Source organism: Nocardioides agariphilus, from assembly GCF_015352445.1.
GTDB lineage: Bacteria > Actinomycetota > Actinomycetes > Propionibacteriales > Nocardioidaceae > Nocardioides > Nocardioides agariphilus.
Window position 1 is genome coordinate 56,625 of record NZ_JADKPO010000018.1, and the last position, 20,543, is coordinate 77,167.

Sequence of the window (20,543 nt, forward strand, 5' to 3'; positions counted from 1 at the left end):
ACCTACGTCTCGCCGGCGAACGAACCGATCGACTCGGCCTCACCCGTTCGCTTGCCGAGCCAGCGATAGAGCAGGAAGCCCAACGCCACCGCCAGCATCGCCGCGACCAGCATCAAGGTGGCCAGCGCGTTGAGCGCAGGCGTCGGCGCAGCTCGCGCAGTGTTGTAGATCTTCACCGACGTCGGCTCGGTGGTGGAGTCGCCCGAGAGGTAGCGCACGATCACGAAGTCGTCGATGACATCGGCGAAGACGAGGACGGCGCTCGCGACGATGGCCGGCACCAGCATCGGCAGGATGACCCGGCGCTGGGCCGACAACGGTGAGGCGCCCAGGTCCTGGGCAGCCTCCTCGAGCTGGTGGCCGATGGTCGCCAGCCGGGCTCTGACCAGGATCGCCGGATAGGACAGCTGGAAGGTCACCAGGCCGATCACCTGGGCCGTGGTGCCAAGGGTGAACGGCAGGGCCACCTGGGTGATGACCAGCAGCAGGGCCACGGCCAGCAGCGTCTCGGGCAGCACGAACGACAACAGGAGCATCGAGTTGGCCGAGCTCGGGATGCGGCCGCGCCAGCGGTGCAGGCCGATAGCCAGTGCGACGCCCAGGGGAATGCAGACCAAGGTGGTGAGCACACCCAGCCGCAAGGTCTGGAACAGCGCCGTCTGCAAGGTGTCGTCGTGCCAGACCGAGCGCTCGGGATCACCGTAGTACCAGCGCAGCGAGAAGCCCTGCCAGCTGGTGCGTGACCGTCCGGCGTTGAACGAGAACGCCGCGGCGATCAGCACCGGCAACAGCGACCACATCAGGTAGACGATGGTCACCGCCGCCAGGAGCCTCGGCTTGCGCCAGGGGTCGTGCCACCAGGCGGTCAGGCTGCTCATCCGATGGCTCCATCGCTACGGGAGACCGAGCGGACGTAGTAGACCATCGGCAGCAGCGACACGAGCAGCACCAGCAGCACGAACGCTCCCGCCTGTCCGGTCTGGCCCGGCGTCAGCACGGTGTTGTTGATCAGGTTGCCGACCATCGAGGTGCTGGGCGCACCCGAGAGCAGGTCACTGGTGAAGTAGTCGCCCAGCATCGGCAGGCAGGTGAGCAGGATGCTGGCGATGACGACCGGGCGCGACATCGGCCAGGTCACCCGCCAGAACGCCGAGAACCGGTTGGCACCCAGGTCACGAGCGCCCTCGATGAGGTTGGTCGGCAGCCGGTCGAGGCCGGCGAAGAGCGGGATGATCATGTAGGGCACGTAGCCGTAGACCAGGCCCAGGATCACCACGATCGACTTCCCCGAGAGCCACTCGGTATCACCGGGGAAGATGCCCCCCAAGGAGATGACCTTGTTGACGATGCCGTCGTTGGCCAGCAGGTTGACCCAGGCCAGCATCCGCATCATGTAGCTGATCCAGAACGGCGCGATCAGCATCGTGAGCAAGAGGCCCTTCCACCGTCCCGACAGGCGCGCGACGTAGTAGGCGATGGGAAAGGCGATCAACAGGCACAGGCAGCTCGCGGTGAACACGTAGACCGCCGTGCGCAGCAGGGCAGGTCCGAAGATCCCGTCGCTGCCCACGATGTGGGTGAGCACGTAGATCGGCTGGTCGGAGGACCACAGGACCGGGTTCCACACGGGGATGACCGTGCGGAAGACCGGGTCGACCCCGCCGAAGACCACCGCCAGCACGACGTAGAGGGGCGCGACGAAGAACAGCAGCAGCCAGGCCACGCCGGGCAGCGCGAGGAGGGGCCCGAGGACTCGACCGCCGCGGGGCTCGCGAGTGCGTCTGCTCGGCGCGGCTGGTGACTCGGGTGACTCCGGGGCGTCGGGCAGGAGCGCTGCCGTCACGCGCCCGCCTTGAACTGCTGCCACACCTGGTGCCAGGCGGCGTCGTTGTCGACCGTCAGCTCCAGCAGGCGGTAGGCGACGTCGAACCACTCCTTGCGTACGGCGGCCGTGGCCAGGTTCTCGGGAAGGTAGCCGTCGGCGACGAGCGAGTCGGTGTCGATGGAGTTCTGCGGAGGCTGGTAGCCGATGTAGCCGAAGTTCTTCAGCGAGGTCTTCTCGTCGAGCAGGTGGTTGAGGAACAGGTGCGCGAGCACGGGGTTGTTACCGCCCTTGAGCACCAGCATCAGGTCGTTGTCGACCAGGCCCTTGCCGTCCTCGGGGAACCAGTAGCGCAAGATGTCGGCAGACTGCCCCTTGGGCAGGTAGTACTGCGCGTTGACGATGTCGCCCGACCACATCTGGCTGATGCCGAGCTGTCCGGCCGGCAGGTCGTTGTACATCGAGACCGTGACCTTGGGCTTGGTCGCCGCACTCAGCTCGGTGAGCGCCGTCTGGATGACCTCCAGGTCCGCTGGGTTCTCGCTGTTGACGTCGGTGACTCCCGATCGCAGCGCGACCATGGCCATCGCGGTGTGCCAGTCGTCGATGATGCCGACCATGCCCTTGTAGTCGGAGTTCCACAGCGCGTCGTAGGGGTTGTCGAGGGCGGCGACGTCCTCGGAGACCTTGTCGGTGCGCCAGCCCACGCCGGTGGTGTAGACGCTGTAGGGGACCGAGTAGCGGGCCTCGCCGTCGTACCACGGGCTCTGGAAGGACTCCCAGACGTTGGTGAGGTTGGGGATGTAGCTGTGGTTGAGCGGCCGGATCAGCTTGGCCGTCACCAGCCTGCCGATCTGGTCGTAGCTGGGGAAGTAGATGTCGAAGGGCACCGCGCCGGTCCGAATCTTGGTGATCGCCTCGTCGGTGTCGTTGAAGGTCGAGACCTTGACGTCGACGCCGTACTTCTCCTCGAAGGCCTTGATCACGCCGGGGCCGAGGTAGTCGGCGTAGTTGTAGACCCGCAACGGGCCCTTCTCGGGCTGGAGGCCGTCGGCGATCGGCTGGTTGTCGTCGGCGATGTCCCAGGTGACCGGGTTGTCGGGCGAGGCGATCTTGAGACCCTCGGTCGGCGTGCCGCCCCCGGGTCCCTTGCCGCTTCCGGTGGGTGAGTCGGCGCACGCCTGGAGGAGGGCACTGAGGGCGGGCACGGAGATGCCCAGCAGGGCAGCGTTGCGCAGCAAGGCTCGTCGGTCGAAGGCAGGCTGACCGGCTCTCCTGGGGGATTGCTCCATGACACCTCCGCGAATCGGTGTGGTCCCGTCCAGGCCCACCGTCGCATGAACTGAATACTCAGTCAATCGTTTCGCGACGGCCGTAGCGAGACCGTGACACGTCCAGCGTCCTCCTGTTGTGGAGCGGGCTCCGTCCCGCTTAGACTGAACACTCAGTCAAACGGGTCTCTCGACAAGCTCGCCAGCCGACAACCGAAAGAGGACACAGTGAGCATCTCCGTCACCACCGACGAGACCATCGACGCAATCATCGACTCCGAGTCCGAGAAGTTCGTGCAGCGTCAGCCGCGCAGCACCGCGATGATCGCGGACGCAGCGAGGTCACTGGCCGGCGGCGCGACCTCCAACTGGCAGATCGCCCAGCCGCAGGCGGTGTGGATGAGCCATGGCCAGGGCTCCCACGTCTTCGACGTCGACGGCAACGAGTACGTCGACATGCATGGCGGTTATGGCGCCGCCATCGCCGGCCACGGCCACCCGGCCATCGTCGAGGCCGTCTCGCGCCAGGTCGCGCGCGGCACGCACTTCGCGCAGCCGACCGAGGATGCCATCTGGGTGGCCGAGGAGCTCAAGCGCAGGTTCGGGCTGCCGCTGTGGCGCTTCGCCAACTCCGGCACCGAGGCCACGATGGACGCCATCCATCTGATGCGCGCCCTCACCGAGCGCGACCTCGTCATCAAGGTCGAGGGCTGCTACCACGGCCATCACGACTCCGTGCAGGTCTCGGTGCTACCCGAGCCCGAGGACGTCGGCCCGGCGGACGCACCCCACAACGTGCCCGGCAACTCCGGGATCCCCGGCGCGATCATGGATCTCATCGTCGTCGTGCCGTTCAACGACCTCGGCGCAGTGGAGAGGGCGCTGGCCACCCACCGCGGCCGCATCGCCGGGATGATCCTCGAGCCGATCATGATGAACGCCGGCATCATCCCGCCCGAGGACGGCTACCTCGCGGGACTCAAGGAGCTCTTGCACGCCGAGGGCGCCTACCTGACCTTCGACGAGGTCAAGACCGGCTTCACCACTGGCCCAGCCGGTGCCACCGGGAGGTACGGCGTCACGCCCGACATCGTCTGTCTCGCCAAGGCGCTGGGTGGGGGCATCTCCGTTGCCGCGATCGGGGGCATCGAAGAGGTGATGTCGGCCATCGCCGACGGGAGGTACGAGCAGGTCGGCACGTTCAACGGCAACCCGCTCGCGATGGCAGCCACGCGCGCCAACCTGACGCATGTGATCAACAGCGCCGGTTACGCGCGGCTCGACGCGCTGGCCACCTTGGCCAAGAAGGGCTTCGAGCGGCACATCGCGGCCGCCGGTCTGCCGTGGCGAGTGGTCAGTGTCGGGGCCAAGGGCTGCGTGGCGTTCACGGGGTCACCGGTGCGCAACTACCGCGACTTCCTCGAGGTCGACGACCGCTGGGGCAACCTGCATTGGCTCTTGCAGCACAATGGGGGGGTGTTCCTCCCACCGTGGGGCAAGGTCGAGCAGTGGCTGCTGTCCGTGCAGCACACCGACGCCGACGTGGAGCTCCTCATCGCCAACTTCGGCAAGCTCACCGAGGTGGCGGGCCACCACGCTGGTGAGGCCTGATGAGGGGCTCGGACATCGATGGGGCCATGGGTGGGCAACTGCGTCTGGCCACGCTGACCAAGAGGTTCGGCGACGTGGTCGCCGTCGACGGGATCGACCTCGACCTACCCGCTGGTGAGTTCTGCTCGTTGCTCGGTGCGTCGGGATGCGGCAAGACCACGACACTGCGGATGATCGCGGGGTTCGAACGACCGGACTCCGGCCAGATCCTGCTCGACGGCGAGGACATGGCCCAGCAGGCGCCGCACAACCGGCCGGTCAACACCGTCTTCCAGAGCTACGCGCTGTTCCCGCTGATGACGGTGCGCGACAACGTCGCCTTCGGCCTGCGCTACCAGAAGGTCGACAAGGGCGAGGTCGACCGACGAGTCGGCGAGGCCCTCGAGCTGGTGCGGATCACCGAGCTGGCCAAGCGACGACCCTCCCAGCTCTCCGGCGGCCAGCAACAGCGCGTCGCACTGGCGCGGGCCCTCGTGCTCAACCCCCGGGTCCTGCTGCTCGACGAGCCGCTCGGCGCCCTCGACGCCCAGCTGCGCAAGCACCTCCAGCTCCAGCTGCGCCAGTTGCAGAAGGACCTCGGCATCACCTTCGTCTACGTCACCCACGACCAGGAGGAAGCGCTCACCATGAGCGACCGGATCGCGGTGATGGCCGGCGGCAAGGTCGAGCAGGTCGGGGCACCGGAGGAGATCTATGCGCAGCCCGCGACGGCGTACGTCGCCGGCTTCCTCGGCTCCGCCAACATCTTCGACGCCGAGGTCAGCGAGGTGTCCGGTGGGCTGGCCACCTGCTCATCGCTGGGCCGCACCTTGTCGGCCGAGGTCTCCGGCGACGCGCCGCGCGGCGACGCCGCGATCGTCGTACGTCCCGAGCGCATCGCCATCGGCGAGGAGAGCTCACCGAGCCCCGCCGGGCACAACCGTGTCGAGGGTCTGGTGCGCGACGTCGTCTACCTCGGAGCCTCCACCCAGGTGCGCGTCGAGGTCGGCGACGACGACGTGCTGCTCGTGCAGATCGCCAACCAGGCCGGCCCGCGCTCCTTCAAGGCCACCCCCGGCGAGCGCGTCGCCTGCTGGTTCTCCCCTGCCGCCGTACAGGTACTGCGGCGCTCCGAGGCGAAGCTCCCCGATCCTGTCGACGCCGAGCTGACCGCGGGCTGACTCGCCGTCAGTGACGCATTTGCTGTTTCACGAGCGTTGAGACAGCAGGTTCGTCACGGACGGCGGCGCTTGTTGGCGCGGCGCTTGGTGGGGGACAGGCCGAGGCGCTGCTCGGCGTACTCCATGCCGATGTCGTAGGCGACGTCGGAGGTGATCTCGGGGTCGTCGAGGGCGACCTGGGTGGAGAGGCCGTCGAGGACGACGGTGAAGCTGAGCGCGAACTGGCGGGCGTCCACGTCTCGCTTAACGGCACCGGAGCGTTGGCCCTCGGTCACGATGCGCTCGAGCAGGTCGCGCCAGCGGCTGTCGAGCTCGACTCGGGCCTCGCGTACTTCGGGGTGGCGCAGCGCGGTCGCCCACAGGTCGAGCCACAGGCCCCACGAACCGCTGACCTCGCCCGGCAGCGACGGCACGCACGACCACTCGACCAGCATCGAGAGACGGTTGCGGAAGTCCTGCTCGTCGCCCAGCAGCATGGCCGCGCTGTCGTAGTAGGCCTCCTCGGAGAACCGCAGCGCATCGACGAGGAGCCGGTCGCGGGTGCCGAAGTAGTAGATGACCAGACCACTGCTGGTGCCGGCCCGCTTGGCCACGTCGGCGATGCGGGTCTCGCCGAACCCGCGCTCGGCGATCAGCTCGGCTGCCGCCTGCAGCATCGCGCGGCGGCGGGCCTCGTTGCCCTCGGTCTGCGGGGCGGCTTCGGCCATGGTCCTCGACTTTCTACGGCGTCGGGTCACAAGTCTGGGGTCAGCGCGCCCCTTGCGGAGCAGGTTATCACCTCGTTAGATTGAACAGTCAGTCAAACGACCGGCGACCGATCTGAGAGGACCTCTCGATGACCAGCTCCTACGACGCGATCGTGGTCGGCGGCGGCCACAACGGCCTGGTAGCCGCGGCCTACCTCGCCCGCGACGGCGCGCGCACCTTGGTCCTCGAGGGCCGCCACAAGCTGGGCGGCGCCGCCACGACCGAGCAGCCGTGGGCCGACGCACCGCACCTGTCGGTGACCCGGTTGTCCTACGTGATGAGCCTGATGCCGGCCACGGTCATCAACGAGCTCAAGCTCGCGCAGCACGGCTACAAGGTGCACCCGATGGGCCCGTACTTCCAGGCCTTCCCCGAGGGTGGCTCGCTGACGATCTACGAGGACGACGAGGCCCGCACCTACGACGAGATCGCCCGGTGGTCGAAGAAGGACGCCGAGGCCTGGCCGAAGTGGAACGCCTGGCTGGCCGGCATCGCCGACGTGATGGGTCCGCTGCTGACGCGCGTGCCGCCCAACATCGGCAGCCACTCACCCGCCGACCTGGCGGACCTCGGCAAGCTGGTCTGGAAGAACCGCGGCGTCGACTCGCGGATGGTCGCCGACATCACCCGGCTGATGAGCATGAGCATCGCCGACATGCTCGATGACTGGTTCGAGTCGCCGCAGATCAAGGGCGCCCTGGCCGTCAACGGCGTGATCGGCACCTGGGCCGGCCCCTACGCGCCCGGCACGGCCTACGTCATGGCCCACCACTCCATCGGCGACGTCGGCGACGGTGCTGGCGGTGCTGGTGGGGGCGACCACAGCCATCAGCTCGGCTCGTGGGGCTACCCGGAGGGCGGCATGGGCGCGGTCTCCGCTGCCATCGCCAGCTCGGCTCGCGAGCTCGGCGTCGAGATCCGCACCAACGCGCGCGTCGAGTCGGTGACGACGAGCAACGGCCGGGTGACCGGTGTGGTGCTCGAGAACGGCGACCAGCTCACCGCCCCCACCGTCGTCACGACGCTGCACCCCAAGACGGCGTTCCTGGACCACATCGCGCGCACCGAGCTGCCCGACGACTTCGTCGGCGACATCGAGCGCTGGAACACCCGCTCCGGGGTGGTCAAGATCAACCTCGCGCTGTCCGAGCTGCCGAGGTTCACTGATACTCCCGCCACCGAGCGCGACGCTGGACATACGTCGGGCGGCGTCCCCGAGCACCTGACCGGTTCGGTCGAGATGTCGCCGACGATGGAGTTCATCGAGCGGGCCTTCCAGGACGCTCGCGAGGGGAAGGCCGCGTTGATGCCGTTCAGCGACGGAGTCATCCCGACCTCGCTCGACAAGACGATGAACCCGGACGGGACCCACATCTTCAGCATGTTCACGCAGTACGTCCCGCACGAGTGGGCCGAGGCACCACACACCGAGGAGCTGGAGGCCTACACAGACCGGCTCATCGACCTCTACGACGCGGTCGCGCCAGGCTTCGCCGCATCGGTCACTCACCGTGACATCGTGGGACCCCACGAGATGCAAGAGGAGTACGGCCTGATCGGCGGCAACATCTTCCACGGCGAGCTGACGCCCGAGCAGCTGTTCCACATGCGGCCCGCGCCCGGCTACGCCGACTACCGCACGCCCATCGCCGGCCTCTACAACGGCAGCTCGGCCACGCACGGGGGCGGCGGAGTCTGCGGCATCCCTGGCTGGCAGGCGGCGAAGGCCGCGATCAAGGACCGCAGGTCGCTGCGCGGTCGACTGCGCAGGTCGCGAGCTTGAACCCAGCAGACAACGCACTCGCGCGCACCCTGGAGGCGCGCAGCGTCGCGCTCGTCGGTGCCAGCGCGCGGCCCGGCAGCCTCGGTCAGCGGATGGTCGACGAGGCATTGCGCTCACCGGGTTACGAGCGGATGTGGTTGGTCAACCCGTCGTACGACGAGGTGGCGGGGCAGCGCTGCGTGCCAAGCCTCGCCGACCTCGACGCCTCGCCCGACCTCGTCCTGCTCGGCGTCGGTGACACGCGGCTGGTCGACCAGCTGAAGGCGGCGGCCTCCGTCGGTGCGGGCGGCGCGGTGGTCTTCGGCAGCGCGCACGCGGCCGGCGTACGCGACCAGCTCCGCGACATCGCGACCGATGCCGACATGGCGCTGGTCGGCGCGGGCTGCATGGGCTTTTGGAACGTACGCCGCGGCATCCGGGCCATGGGCTACACCGAGCGCGACGACATGCGCACCGGTCCGGTCTCGCTGATCACCCACTCGGGTTCGGTCTTCTCCACGATGCTGCGCACCCGGCTGCACCTGGGCTACGACCTGGTGGTGTCGTCGGGGCAGGAGCTCGTCACGACCACGGCCGACTACGTCGACCACCTCGTCGAGCACAGCGACACCCAGGTCCTCGGGCTGGTGCTCGAGACGATCCGCGGGGGCGATCGTCTGCGCTGGTCGCTACGCCGGGCGCGCCAGGCGGGCCTCGAGGTGGTGCTCCTGCCCGTGGGCCACTCCCCTCTCGGATCGGCCATGGTGGCCGCCCATTCCGGCGCGGTGGCCGGCGGCTCCGGGGCATGGGAGGCGCTCGCCGACGACGTCGCCGGCCACCTCGTCGGCGACCTCGCCGAGCTCGCCGACACCCTTGCGTTGCTGGCCTCACGGCGCCGACCCCGCCCCGGTGGCGCGCTGGCCACGGTGCACGACTCCGGTGCGGAGCGCAGCCTGGTCGCCGATCTCGCCCACCAGCTGGGCGTGCCGTTCGCGACACTCGGCGAGCAGACCATGAAGTCCCTCGCCGACCGGCTCGACGAGGGACTCGAGCCCGGGAACCCACTCGACGTCTGGGGCGGGGGCGCCGGCACCCGCGAGCTGTTCGGCGGCTGTCTGGTCGACCTCGCCGCCGACCCGGCCGTCGGTGTGACTGCCCTGGCGATCGACCTAGTGCGCGAGTACGACGGCGACATCGCCTACCCCGACGCCGCGCTCGACGCCTTCGGCGCCACCGACCAGCCCGTGGTCGTGCTGAGCGGACTGCCGGCCGCGATCGACGAGCAGGCCGCAGACCGGTTACGCGCGGCTGGAGTGCCCGTGTTGGAAGGCTTCCGCAACGGATTGCTCGCTCTGCAGCATCTGCAGGACTCGGTCGACCGTCCCGCACCTGACGCTCCTTCGCTGGTTGAGGAGGGCGCGCCACCGCCGACCCCCTCGCTGGTTGAGGAGGGCGCGCCACCGCCGACCCCCTCGCTGGTTGAGGAGGGCGCGCCACCGCCGACCCCCTCGCTGGTTGAGGAGGGCGCGCTAGCGCCCGTCTCGAAACCCAGTGAGCTGTCGGACCTCCTCACTGCCTATGGCATACCCACCCCACGCTCGGCGAGCGCCTCGACCCGGGCGGCGACGCAGGCCGCCGCGGCAGACCTCGGCTGGCCGGTCGTCCTCAAGACCGCGGCTGAGGGCATCAACCATCGCTCCGACGTCGGCGGCGTGGTCACCGACCTGACCGATCTCGCGGCTGTCGGTGCGGCCTACGACGACCTCGCCGAGCGACTCGGACCCGAGGTGACGGTGCACCAGCAGGTGCCCACCGGGGTCGAGCTCTCCGTCGGCATCGTGCGCGACGCCGCGCTCGGGCCCTTGGTGGTCGTGGCAGCCGGTGGAGTGCTCGTGGAGCTGATGGCCGACCGGGCCGTCGCCCTCCCTCCGCTGACCCGTGAGGGCGCTCGTCGGATGATCGACCGGCTCAAGGTGCGACCCCTGCTCGACGGCTTCCGCGGCGCGCCGCCGGCCGATGTCGACTCGTTCGTCGATGTCGTCGTCGCCGTCTCACGACTCGCCCACGAACGCGGCGACGAGCTCGCCGCTGTGGACCTGAACCCCGTGATCGTGACGGCGGAGGGGGCCGTCGCGGTCGACGTACTGATCGTCCCTCTTGCAGCGACCGGATCTGAGGAGACCGCATGACGCTGAGCGAGCAGGACCTGGACATCCGGCGCCGCGCGCGGGAGTTCGTCGACGACCTGGTCCAGTACGAGGTCGAGACCGAACTGGCCGGCGGCGCGCAGCCCCCGGAGCTCTCCGACAAGCTCCACCACGCGGCACTCGCGAGCGGGCTCTACGCGACCAACATGCCGGAGTCCGTGGGCGGTCCCGGCTTCACGTCCTTGCAGCAGGTGCTGGTGCAGGAACAGGTCGGCCGGATCACCAACGGGCTCGCGTGGTGCCTCCACACGCCGCCGCAGTGGTGGGTCGAGGTGGCCACCGAGGAGCAGCGCGAACGCTGGCTGCTGCCGGCCGTGCGCGGCGAGCGACACGAGTGCTACGCGATCACCGAGGAGTACGCCGGCACGGACGTCAGCGACCTCGCCACGACCGCACGCCGTGACGGCGACGACTACGTCGTCAACGGCACCAAGTGGCACGTGACGTCCTACAACGTCGCCGACTACTGCTTCGTGCAGGCGGTGCTCACCGACGGACCCAACGCCGGCGAGCACGTACTCCTGGTGGTCGACCTCCCGACCCCGGGCATCGAGGTCGTCCGCACTCCGGCCTACACCCACAACATCGCCGACCACCACCCGATCGTGTCCTTCACCGACGTGCGCATCCCGGCCTCGCAGCTGATCGGGCGCGAGGGAGAGGGGATGACCTTCACCCAGGACTGGTTCCGGTTCGAGCGGGTGATGGTCGCCGCGCGCTGCGTCGGTGCGTCGTCCAGGTTGCTCGACGAGATGACGGCGTTCGCCGCAGAGCGGATGGTCGGGGGGCAGCGGTTGGGCGACTACCAGCTGGTGGCCGCGATGCTGGCCGACTCGGCCGCCGAGCTGTACGCCGCGCGGGCCGCGCTCTACGAGACCGCGCGGGCCATCGACGCGGGCGAGGACCGGAAGGTGCTGCACGCCCGCGCCTCGATGATCAAGCTGCTCTGCTCCGAGCTGGCCGGCCGGGTCGCCGACCGCGCGGTCCAGGTGTTCGGCGGCCGCGGGTACATGCGCGAGAACGTCGCCGAGCGGATGTTCCGCGAGCTCCGCGTCGAACGCATCTGGGAGGGCGCCTCCGAGATCCAGCGAGTCATCGTGGGACAGCAGCTGCTCAAGCGAGGCACGGCGGCCGTGCTCGGAGACGCCTAGCTCGTAGAGGAACAGGCATAACCCCCCGTTTGCCGTGAGTCTCCGCCGGGGCTTCGTCCCGAGCTGAGAGTTCTGCCTGCTCGGCTACGAGCGGCCCACGCCTCATCACCCAGGGCCTTGGACAGCGCTGTTGCCGCAGGCTCAGCCCGTTCGACTGAGAAACGGCCGCCTCACGTGCGATCCTGCCGCGCATGGACCCGGTGGCCATCGTCGCGGACGTCACGGAGATGGAGACCCGGCCGCCCGCGCACCCCGCGAACGTCGAGGCGCTGGAGGCACGCGGCTTCCGCGTGCTCGGTCGCTTCGCCACGTTGTCCGGCCCGAGCCGCTACGACAACGCCTACAGCCGCCCCGAACGCGCCCGGCTCGAGGCGTGGCGCAACCGCCCGGCGGCGACCGTGCTCGTGGCGCCGGACGGTACGGCGTTCGCGGGCGTCGACACGTTCGGCGAAGCGCCCCTGCTGCGGCTGCGCACCGAGCTCGACGACGGCACCGTGGTCGAGACCATCGGCACCGAGCGGCGCGGTGCGCTCGTTCCCCGTCGCGGCGACCCGTTCGCTGGCTTCAGCGTCACGGCCACGCCCGACCACCCGGTCCGCTTGATCGAGGACCCCTCGCCCGATGCGGTCATCGCTGCCCACCACGAGCATGTCGCCGAAGTCGTGGGACGGCTGGACGCGCAGCCACTGCGGCATGCCGATCGCGACCACGCGCTGCGTCTGGCGACCAAGGCGGCCGACCAGATGACCCGGATCCGCGACCGGACCGCTGCCCTCATCCGTCGGACGGTGCTGGTCGTGGTCATCCCGATCGGCCTGCTGTGGTTGTGGGTCGAGCTCTCGTCCGGGATGTCGGTCGGGTCCGCACTGTTGATGGACCTGCTGCTCATCCCCGTGGTCCTGCTTGTCGTGCTGCTGGTGCTCCTCGTCGTCGGTCGGTCGCCGCGGCGGCGGCCGCCGCTCAACCCGTCGACGGGGCGCCGGTAGTCGCGCCCGCGCGCCGGCGCTCGAGGCCGTCGAGCAGTACGTCGAGCCCGAACTCGAACTCCGTCTGGTCGTCGCACCAGCCGATGCTCGTCTCGCCGCCCTCGTGGACGATGTCGGCCATCATCGCCCCGAGGTGCGGGAAGGCCGCGGCCATCGCGGCCGTCTCTGCCTCGGACATGTCGGCGGCGTCACCACCGCCCTTGCCTGGATCGAAGAGCTCCTGGCTGAAGCCGAGCACCCGGGCACCGAGGGCATGCAGCGTGTGGTGCGCCAGGTCGTAGGAGAAGCCACCCGCGACGAGCGTGGCGAGCACGCCCTCGTAGTACGCGACCAGGGGCGGGCTCAGCTTGGTGCGGGTCTCGATCACGGCGGGCAGCCACTTGTGGCGCAGCATCACCGTGCGTGCGGTCAGGATGCGGGCCCGCAGCGCTGCGACCCAGTCGCGCTCAGCCTCGGGCCCCCCTCCGGGGCCGACCTCAGCGCCGAGCTCCATGACCGCGGCGTCGACCATCGCGTCGAGCAGTGCCTCCTTGTTGGCGACGTGGTGGTAGAGCGACATCGCCTCGACACCGAGCTCCTGGCCGAGCCGGCGCATCGAGAGCGCGCCCAGCCCCTCGTGGTCGGCCAGGCTCACCGCCGTCTCGAGGACGAGGTCTCTGCTCAGCGTCGGTCGGGAGGTCTTGCGGACGGTCTCGGTCATCTCGCGTCAAGACTAGACGCCGCCGCCCTTACCGCGTAAGTTTACGCCGTAAGTTTACAGCGTAAGGAGAACGCCATGACCTCACCGACCACCCGCACCGACCCGCCGGTCACCGGCGGACCCGCCATCCCCGCGACCATGCGGGCCGCGACCCAGCACCGCTACGGCCGCCCCGAGGACGTCGTCGCCGTCGCGGAGGTCGCCGTACCCGAGCCCGGCCCCTCCGACGTACTCGTCCAGGTCAAGGCGGCCTCGGTCAACGCTGCCGACTGGCACCTCACGACCGGTCTCCCGATGTTCGCCCGCGCCGCCCTCGGCCTGCGCCGCCCCAAGCGCACGCTGGTCGGCTCCGACATGGCAGGCATCGTCGTGGCGACCGGCACGGACGTGACTCGCTTCCAGCCCGGCGACGAGGTGTTCGGCCAGGTCGAGGGCGGCGCGTTCGCGGAGTACGTCGCCGCGCCGGCCGACTGGCTGGTCGCCAAGCCGAAGGGGTCGTCGTTCGAGGAGGCGGCCACCCTGGGCATCGCAGCGGTGACCGCGCTGCAGGGCCTTCGCGACTGGGGCCGGCTCCAGGAGGGACAGCGGGTCCTCGTCAACGGCGCATCGGGCGGCGTCGGAACGTTCGCCGTCCAGATCGCCAAGGCTCTCGGCGCAGGGCACGTCACCGCGGTCTGCAGCTCCGGCAACGTCGAGACGGCCGCCCGCATCGGCGCCGACTGCGTCGTCGACTACACGCGCGAGGACCACAGTCGCTCCGGCGAGCAGTACGACCTGGTCTTCGACAACGCGGGCGTCTGGCCGCTGCGGTCGTGCGGACGGATGCTCACCGACGGCGGGTCCTACGTGATGGTCACCTCGCCCAAGTCCCGCTGGCTGCACCCGCTCCCCCGGATGATCGCCAACCCGCTCTACTTCGCCTTCGCGCAGGGCCGGGGTCCGGGGTTCAAGGTCGCGACCCGCAACACCGCCGACCTCGAGCAGCTGCGCGAGCTCGTCGAGCAGGGTCTGGTCAAGCCGGTGCTGGAGCGCCGGTTCGCCCTCGAGGAGGCCGCCGAGGCGCTGCGGGTCCAAGGCGAGTTCCACGCGCGCGGCAAGTCGGTGATCCTGCCCTGACCTCGCCGTCAGTGACGAACATGCTGTCTCACGTCGCTTGAGACAACACGATCGTCACGGACGGCGACCCTCACGCAGGGCCCGCTCGGCGGCGGTCCGCATCACCTCGTGGATGGCGTCGTTGTCGTCGCGCGCGTTGGCCTTGCACCGGCGTACGACGCCGCAGCGCTCGCAGCGGTGCACGATCACGTAGCTGCCCCGCACGACCTCGACGCCCACCGGCCGCATCACACCCGCGCAGTCCTCGGCACGGTCACCGGGGTCCACGTCGACGTGGCGGGAGCACAGGCAGTCCGAGCAGTGGTTGGTGTAGCCGTCACCGCGGTTGTGGGCACCGCAGACCACGCAGTCGAAGTCCTCGACCTTCCGGGTGAACGCCACGGCCCCACGCTACGCAGCGTTCAGCGAGCCGTCGCGTGCTGGTCACGCGAAGACTCCAGCGATGTCGCGGCCCACGGCTTCGATCGAGAACGGCCCACCTCCACCCATCTCGAGGAGCACACCCATGACCACACTCGCCCGCCGCAGCCTCCTGGCCGGAGGCACCGCTGGTGTCGGCCTTGTCGTCGCCGGCGCCGTACCGTCCCTGGCCGAGGCAAGCCCCACCCAGCGACGCTCCCAGTTCCCCGCGCACAAGCCGTTCCCGCCGCTGATGGAGGACCCGGCCGGGATCCTCGCCCTGCCAGCCGGCTTCCGCTACACCGTGGTGACCCGCGCCGGTGAGACCCGGCTCATCGACGGGCAGGGCCCGACCCCGTCGAACCCCGACGGGACCGCGGTGTTCAAGGCACGCCGCAACCGGTTGCACCTGATCCAGAACCACGAGCTCGGCGCCGGCGCCGCGCTCGGGGTCCCGCACGTCGAGGGCACGGTCTACGACCCGGGCGCCGTCGACGCCGGCGGCTGCACGGTGATCGAGACCGACAACGCCGGCAACAACTACGGCGAGTGGGTCGGCATCTCCGGCACGGCCGTCAACTGCGCCGGGGGGCCCACGCCCTGGGGTACGTGGCTGACCTGCGAGGAGACCGACCTCAAGCAGGGCGCCGCGTGGAGCGGCAACGGCAGGAGTGGAACCTACGAGAAGGACCACGGCTACGTGTTCGAGGTCTTCGCTGACGGCCAGAGCAACCCCAAGCCCATCAAGGCGTTCGGGCGCTACGCACACGAGGCCCTGGCGATCGACAGTTCACCGAAAGAGGACCAGCAGCACGTCTACCTGTCCGAGGACGCCAGCACCCCCAACGGCTTGTTCTACCGCTGGTCGGCCCCCGCCGGTGTGCGCCTGGGTCCAGGCCTGGCCGACCGGCTGGGCGACGAGGACGGCACCCTGGCGGCGATGGCGATCCTGATGGACGACGGCTCGGTGCTGCCCGACGTCGCCTACCTGACCTCGGCCCAGCTCGGCCGCCCCTTCCCGGTGCGCTGGGTCGAGGTGCCCGAGCGCGACGGGCAGACCACTGCGGTGCGCAAGCAGTTCACCGACGAGGTCACCCGCGGCAAGAAGTTCGAGGGCGTCTGGGGCACCGACGCCGGGGTGTACGTCGTCAACAGCTTCGCCTTCAACACCTTCGACCTGCCGGCCGACGCCGTCAAGCACGACGGGATGGTGTGGTTCTACGACTACGAGGCCGAGACGATCACGCTGGTCACCTACTTCCCGCACCAGCAGACCGCTGCCGACGGCACCAAGGCGAAGTACGACGACCTCACCTTCGACGGTCCCGACAACGTCACCGTCACCCCGTGGGGAACGCTGGTGCTGGCCGAGGACGGAGCGGGTGCCTCGCATGTGCTCAGCAGCGTGCCCGGCGGCCCGTCGTACGCGATCGCCCGCAACCAGCTCAACGACTCGGAGTTCACCGGCCCGACGTTCTCCGAGGACGGCCGCACGCTGTTCGTCAACATCCAGACGCCGGGCATCACGCTGGCGATCACCGGACCATGGGAGAGCTACCTGGGCTGAGTCCAGGTGGAGGGTGCCGGGCCCGTCCACGACACTACGCAGCCCTCAGGTGAGATGGGCGGACCCGGCACACACGACTCGGCGAGCACGGGGGAACCCGTCGAGCGGCTCGATGAGCACGGGGGAAGCCCATCGAGTTGGCCGGAACCATACGACGTCATCGCGACGGGCCAACACCCCCCGATGGGCGGGCGAGGAGCGCACATCCCCCCGGGCGGTTCGACCCACCCCCGAGGGGCGGGCGCATAGTTCCGGCCGTTGGGGGAACTGGACGGGGTGACGTCGACGGCGGGACCGGGAAGCACGATCGTGCTCGTCGACGACTCCAGCGAGCTGCGCGCGCTCGTACGCCGGCGCCTCGAGCGGACCGGTCAGTTCGTCGTCGTCGGGGAAGGGGCCGACGGTGACGAGGCCATCAGCCTGGCGATCCGCCTCGAGCCCGACCTGATCCTGCTGGACACCTCGATGCCCACCTGCGACGGGCTCCAAGCCCTGCCCGCCATCTTGGCGGTCTGCCCGGAGACCCGGGTGGTCATGTTCACCGGCTTCGAGGAGCGCGGGCTCGCGGACCGGGCCCGAGAGCTGGGCGCCGCGGACTTCATGGAGAAGTCGATGCCGCTCTCCGAGCTGCCCGATCGTCTGCTCCGGGTCCTGCGCCGGCCGACGGCGGCCGGGCCGGTGGGGCAGCAGGACCGCGACCGGCTGCACGTCGTACGCGCTCCTCCGGAGAACGCCGAGCTCGTCGGTGACCAGTCACTGGTCGACGAGCACGTCGCGCAGTTCCAGGACCTGTTCGAGCAGGCCGCGATCGGGATGGCCACGTTGACCGTCACCGGAAGCATCGTGCGCGCCAACCCTGCCCTAGCCGCGCTCATGTCATGTCGGCCGTTCGACCTGGTCGGGGTCGACTACGGCCGACTCACCGGAGGCCTCGGCGCCGACCTCGACCAGGCGCTGGCCGACATCGCCGCGGAGGGGCGCGACCTCGCGCTCCTCGAGCACCCCTTGCCCGGAGCAGAGGAGCTCGCCAGGACCGCCCGGCTCACCTTGGCCCCGATCCGCGACTCGCAGGGCCGGGTTCTCTACGTCTTCGCCCAGGTACAGGACATCACCGAGCTGCGGGCCGCCGAGAGCCACCTGCGGGCCAGCGAGGAGCACTTCCGCCTCCTGGTCGCCGCGGTCAGCGAGTACGCCATCTACATGCTCGACGTCGACGGCAACGTGGCCAGCTGGAACGTCGGCGCCCAACGGATCAAGGGGTACGACGCCGACGAGATCATCGGCAGCCACTTCCGGGTGTTCTACCCGCCCGACGAGCAGCAGGCAGGTCATCCGAACAGCAACCTGGCCCTGGCGCTGCGCGACGGCGCTTACGCGGAGGAGGGCTGGCGGGTCCGCAAGGACGGCAGCCGGTTCTGGGCGAGTGTCGTGATCAGTCCTGTCTACGACGACGCGGGCGTCCACATCGGGTTTGCCAAGGTGACCCACGACCAGACGAGCCAACGGCTGCACGAGCAGGACCGGCAGCTCGCCGCCGACCAGCAGACCCATCTGCTCGCCGTGGCGGCTCACGAGCTGCGCACGCCGACGGCCGTGATCGAAGGCTCAGCGCGCGCCCTGCAGGACGCCCTGCAGGACGCCGAGCAGGACGCCGAGCAGGACACCGTCGGCCGGGCAGGTCTCCTCTCCAGCATCAGGGGCTCCGCCGACCGCCTGCGCAGGCTCGCCGCCGACCTCGCGACCGCGTCCCAGGTCGAGGGTGGGACGTTGCGTCACGAGCCGCAGGAGGTGCTGGTGGCCGACCTGCTTCGGCGAGCCGGGGTCCGCGCCGGCCTGGCCGGTATCGAGGTCGTGCTCAGCCCACCCGAACCTCCCGTGGCGATCGTGAGAGCCGACCCCGTCCGGTTCGCGCAGGCTCTCGACAACCTGATCGACAACGGGGGACGGCATGGTCGGCCGCCGGTCTCCATCTGGTGCGAGGTGGAGGAGGAGGCGGTCCTCATCCGTGTCGACGACGCCGGCGGTGGAGTGGATGCCGAGCTGGTCCCGCGGCTGTTCACGCGCTTCATCCTGGGTGGACCGCGCCGCGGCACCGGCCTCGGTCTCTTCCTCGTACGCGAGATCGTCCAGGCCCACGGCGGCGAGGTCGCCTACCGATCGCAAGACGGCGACGGGCCGCGCGGGTTCGAGATCCGGCTCCCGACCGTGGGTTGAGATCAACCCGCGTGCGTGGCGTCGTGGCGCACAAGTACGGTTCCGGACATGAATCGGGGCAAGATCCTGCGCCTGTCCAGCCTCTTCGTCCGCACCTTGCGAGAGGATCCGGCAGACGCCGAGGTGCCGAGCCACAGGCTGCTCGTGCGCGCCGGCTACATCCGCCGCAACGCCCCCGGCATCTACACATGGCTGCCTCTCGGGCTGCGCGTCCTGCGCAAGATCGAGAACATCGTCCGGGACGAGATGGACGCCATCGGTGCCCAGGAGCTGCTGTTCCCCGCGCTGCTGCCCCGCGACCCCTACGAGGCCACCAACCGCTGGACGGAGTACGGCGACGGCATCTTCCGGCTCCAGGACCGCAAGGGCGCCGACTACCTGCTCGGGCCCACCCACGAGGAGATGTTCACTCTCGTCGTCAAGGACCTCTACTCGTCCTACAAGGACCTGCCGCTGTGGATCTACCAGATCCAGAACAAGTACCGCGACGAGGCGCGGCCCCGCGCCGGCATCCTGCGCGGGCGCGAGTTCGTGATGAAGGACAGCTACTCCTTCGACATCGACGACGCGGGGCTCGACCGCAGCTACCAGGCCCACCGCGACGCCTACACCCGGATCTTCGATCGGCTGGGGTTCGACTACGTCATCGTCAAGGCCGAGGCCGGGGCGATGGGCGGCTCGAAGTCCGAGGAGTTCCTGGCCAAGGCCGACGTCGGTGAGGACACCTACGTGCGCTGCAACACGTGCGACTACGCCGCCAACGTCGAGGCCGTCGACTCGCTGGCACCCTCACCCATCGCCTACGACGACGCGCCGGCCGCCCACGCCGAGCTGACGCCCGACACGCCGACCATCGAGACGCTGGTCGACCACCTCAACGAGCGCTACCCGCGCGACGACCGTCCCTGGCACGCCGGCGACACCTTGAAGAACGTGGTCTTCTCGGTGCGCCACCCCGACGGCACGACCGAGGCCCTGGCCATCGGCCTGCCCGGCGACCGCGAGGTCGACGCCAAGCGGCTGGAGTCCAAGCTCGGTGAGGGCGTGACGTTCGAGCCCTTCGGCGAGGACGACTTCGCCGCGCGCCCGAGCCTGGTCAAGGGCTACATCGGTCCCGGGTCCCTCGGGGAGGAGAAGCCCGCGGGCGTGCGGCTGCTGCTCGACCCGCGAGTCGTCGAGGGCACGCGCTGGGTGACCGGAGCCGATGTCGCCGGCAGCCACGTGCTCGACCTGGTGGCCGGCCGCGACTTCCACGGCGACGGGTTCATCGACGTCGCCGACGTGCGCGACGGTGACCCCTGCCCCAACGGTGACGGAGGCATGCTGGAGTCGGCGCGCGGCATCGAGATGGGACACGTCTTCCAGCTGGGCCGCAAGTACGCCGAGGCGCTCGGCCTCCAGGTCCTCGACGAGAACGGCAAGCTGGTCACGGTCACCATGGGCTCCTACGGCATCGGGCCCTCACGCGCCGTGGCCGCGATCGCGGAGAACACCCTCGACGAGCTCGGGCTGTGCTGGCCCCGTGAGGTGGCACCCGCCGACATCCACATCGTGGCCACCGGCAAGGACGAGGCGGTGTTCGCCGCCGCGGAGCAGCTGTCGCAGGAGCTGTCGGCTCGCGGTCTGACGGTGATGTACGACGACCGCAAGGCCAGCCCCGGCGTGAAGTTCAAGGACGCCGAGCTGATCGGGGTGCCCACGATCGTCACGGTCGGGCGCGGCCTCGCCGATGGTGTCGTGGAGGTCAAGGACCGGGCGAGCGGCGAGCGTACGGACGTGCCGGTCGGCGAGGCGGCCGAGCACCTTGTGGGGCTCGTCACCGGCTGACGA

General features: G+C 69.8%; 16 protein-coding genes. 10 read left to right on the top strand and 6 right to left on the bottom strand.

Annotated elements, in window-relative coordinates; translation table 11 throughout:
- Positions 1-2: 2 nt before the first annotated feature.
- Genes ISU10_RS14170 through ISU10_RS14180 form a run of 3 tightly spaced genes read right to left on the bottom strand, consistent with a single transcriptional unit; the run spans position 3 to position 3,114 of the window.
- Positions 3-878, bottom strand: a complete 876-nt coding sequence (locus ISU10_RS14170; RefSeq protein WP_194697055.1) for an ABC transporter permease — start codon at positions 876-878, stop codon at positions 3-5.
- Positions 875-1,843, bottom strand: a complete 969-nt coding sequence (locus ISU10_RS24155; RefSeq protein ID WP_370865385.1) for an ABC transporter permease — start codon at positions 1,841-1,843, stop codon at positions 875-877. The genes ISU10_RS14170 and ISU10_RS24155 overlap by 4 nt, the downstream gene beginning before the upstream one ends.
- Complete coding sequence (locus tag ISU10_RS14180; protein ID WP_194697056.1) at positions 1,840-3,114, bottom strand: polyamine ABC transporter substrate-binding protein; 1,275 nt, start codon at positions 3,112-3,114, stop codon at positions 1,840-1,842. The genes ISU10_RS24155 and ISU10_RS14180 overlap by 4 nt, the downstream gene beginning before the upstream one ends.
- Before the next feature lie 207 nt (positions 3,115-3,321).
- On the opposite strand from ISU10_RS14180, the gene ISU10_RS14185 reads away from it, so the two are divergent.
- Positions 3,322-4,704: an aspartate aminotransferase family protein gene (locus ISU10_RS14185; RefSeq protein ID WP_370865386.1), complete on the top strand. Its 1,383-nt coding sequence runs from the start codon at positions 3,322-3,324 to the stop codon at positions 4,702-4,704.
- Positions 4,704-5,864: an ABC transporter ATP-binding protein gene (locus ISU10_RS14190; protein WP_228500886.1), complete on the top strand. Its 1,161-nt coding sequence runs from the start codon at positions 4,704-4,706 to the stop codon at positions 5,862-5,864. Before ISU10_RS14185 ends, ISU10_RS14190 begins: the two co-directional genes overlap by 1 nt.
- Before the next feature lie 53 nt (positions 5,865-5,917).
- On the opposite strand, the gene ISU10_RS14195 is transcribed toward ISU10_RS14190, so the two are convergent.
- Positions 5,918-6,571, bottom strand: a complete 654-nt coding sequence (locus tag ISU10_RS14195; RefSeq protein ID WP_194697057.1) for a TetR/AcrR family transcriptional regulator — start codon at positions 6,569-6,571, stop codon at positions 5,918-5,920.
- Positions 6,572-6,699: 128 nt separating this feature from the next.
- On the opposite strand from ISU10_RS14195, the gene ISU10_RS14200 reads away from it, so the two are divergent.
- From ISU10_RS14200 to ISU10_RS14215, 4 genes are all read left to right on the top strand, one after another.
- Positions 6,700-8,394, top strand: coding sequence for a phytoene desaturase family protein (locus ISU10_RS14200; RefSeq protein ID WP_194697058.1), 1,695 nt, complete (start codon positions 6,700-6,702; stop codon positions 8,392-8,394).
- Positions 8,391-10,562, top strand: coding sequence for an acetate--CoA ligase family protein (locus tag ISU10_RS14205; protein ID WP_228500888.1), 2,172 nt, complete (start codon positions 8,391-8,393; stop codon positions 10,560-10,562). Before ISU10_RS14200 ends, ISU10_RS14205 begins: the two co-directional genes overlap by 4 nt.
- A complete protein-coding gene (locus ISU10_RS14210) occupies positions 10,559-11,731 on the top strand; it encodes an acyl-CoA dehydrogenase family protein (RefSeq protein WP_194697059.1) in 1,173 nt (390 codons plus the stop codon). Before ISU10_RS14205 ends, ISU10_RS14210 begins: the two co-directional genes overlap by 4 nt.
- 191 nt (positions 11,732-11,922) lie before the next feature.
- Positions 11,923-12,717, top strand: coding sequence for a hypothetical protein (locus ISU10_RS14215; protein ID WP_194697060.1), 795 nt, complete (start codon positions 11,923-11,925; stop codon positions 12,715-12,717).
- On the opposite strand, the gene ISU10_RS14220 is transcribed toward ISU10_RS14215, so the two are convergent.
- Entirely contained in the window at positions 12,692-13,417 is a 726-nt protein-coding gene (locus ISU10_RS14220; RefSeq protein WP_194697061.1) for a TetR/AcrR family transcriptional regulator, read from the bottom strand. The genes ISU10_RS14215 and ISU10_RS14220 overlap by 26 nt on opposite strands.
- 75 nt (positions 13,418-13,492) lie before the next feature.
- Between ISU10_RS14220 and ISU10_RS14225 the strand changes: the two genes are divergently transcribed.
- Positions 13,493-14,533 (top strand): NAD(P)-dependent alcohol dehydrogenase, encoded by a 1,041-nt coding sequence (locus ISU10_RS14225; protein ID WP_194697062.1) that lies wholly within the window; start codon positions 13,493-13,495, stop codon positions 14,531-14,533.
- Positions 14,534-14,587: 54 nt separating this feature from the next.
- Here ISU10_RS14225 and ISU10_RS14230 read toward each other — a convergent pair whose 3' ends face one another.
- Positions 14,588-14,914, bottom strand: a complete 327-nt coding sequence (locus ISU10_RS14230) for an RNHCP domain-containing protein (protein ID WP_194697063.1) — start codon at positions 14,912-14,914, stop codon at positions 14,588-14,590.
- Between the two features lie 124 nt (positions 14,915-15,038).
- Here ISU10_RS14230 and ISU10_RS14235 point away from each other — a divergent pair, with 124 nt between their 5' ends.
- From ISU10_RS14235 to ISU10_RS14245, 3 genes are all read left to right on the top strand, one after another.
- Positions 15,039-16,499, top strand: coding sequence for an alkaline phosphatase PhoX (locus tag ISU10_RS14235; protein WP_194697064.1), 1,461 nt, complete (start codon positions 15,039-15,041; stop codon positions 16,497-16,499).
- A 276-nt stretch (positions 16,500-16,775) separates the two neighbouring features.
- Positions 16,776-18,713, top strand: coding sequence for a PAS domain S-box protein (locus ISU10_RS14240; RefSeq protein WP_194697065.1), 1,938 nt, complete (start codon positions 16,776-16,778; stop codon positions 18,711-18,713).
- Between the two features lie 48 nt (positions 18,714-18,761).
- Entirely contained in the window at positions 18,762-20,540 is a 1,779-nt protein-coding gene (locus ISU10_RS14245) for a proline--tRNA ligase (protein WP_194697066.1), read from the top strand.
- Positions 20,541-20,543: the final 3 nt, after the last annotated feature.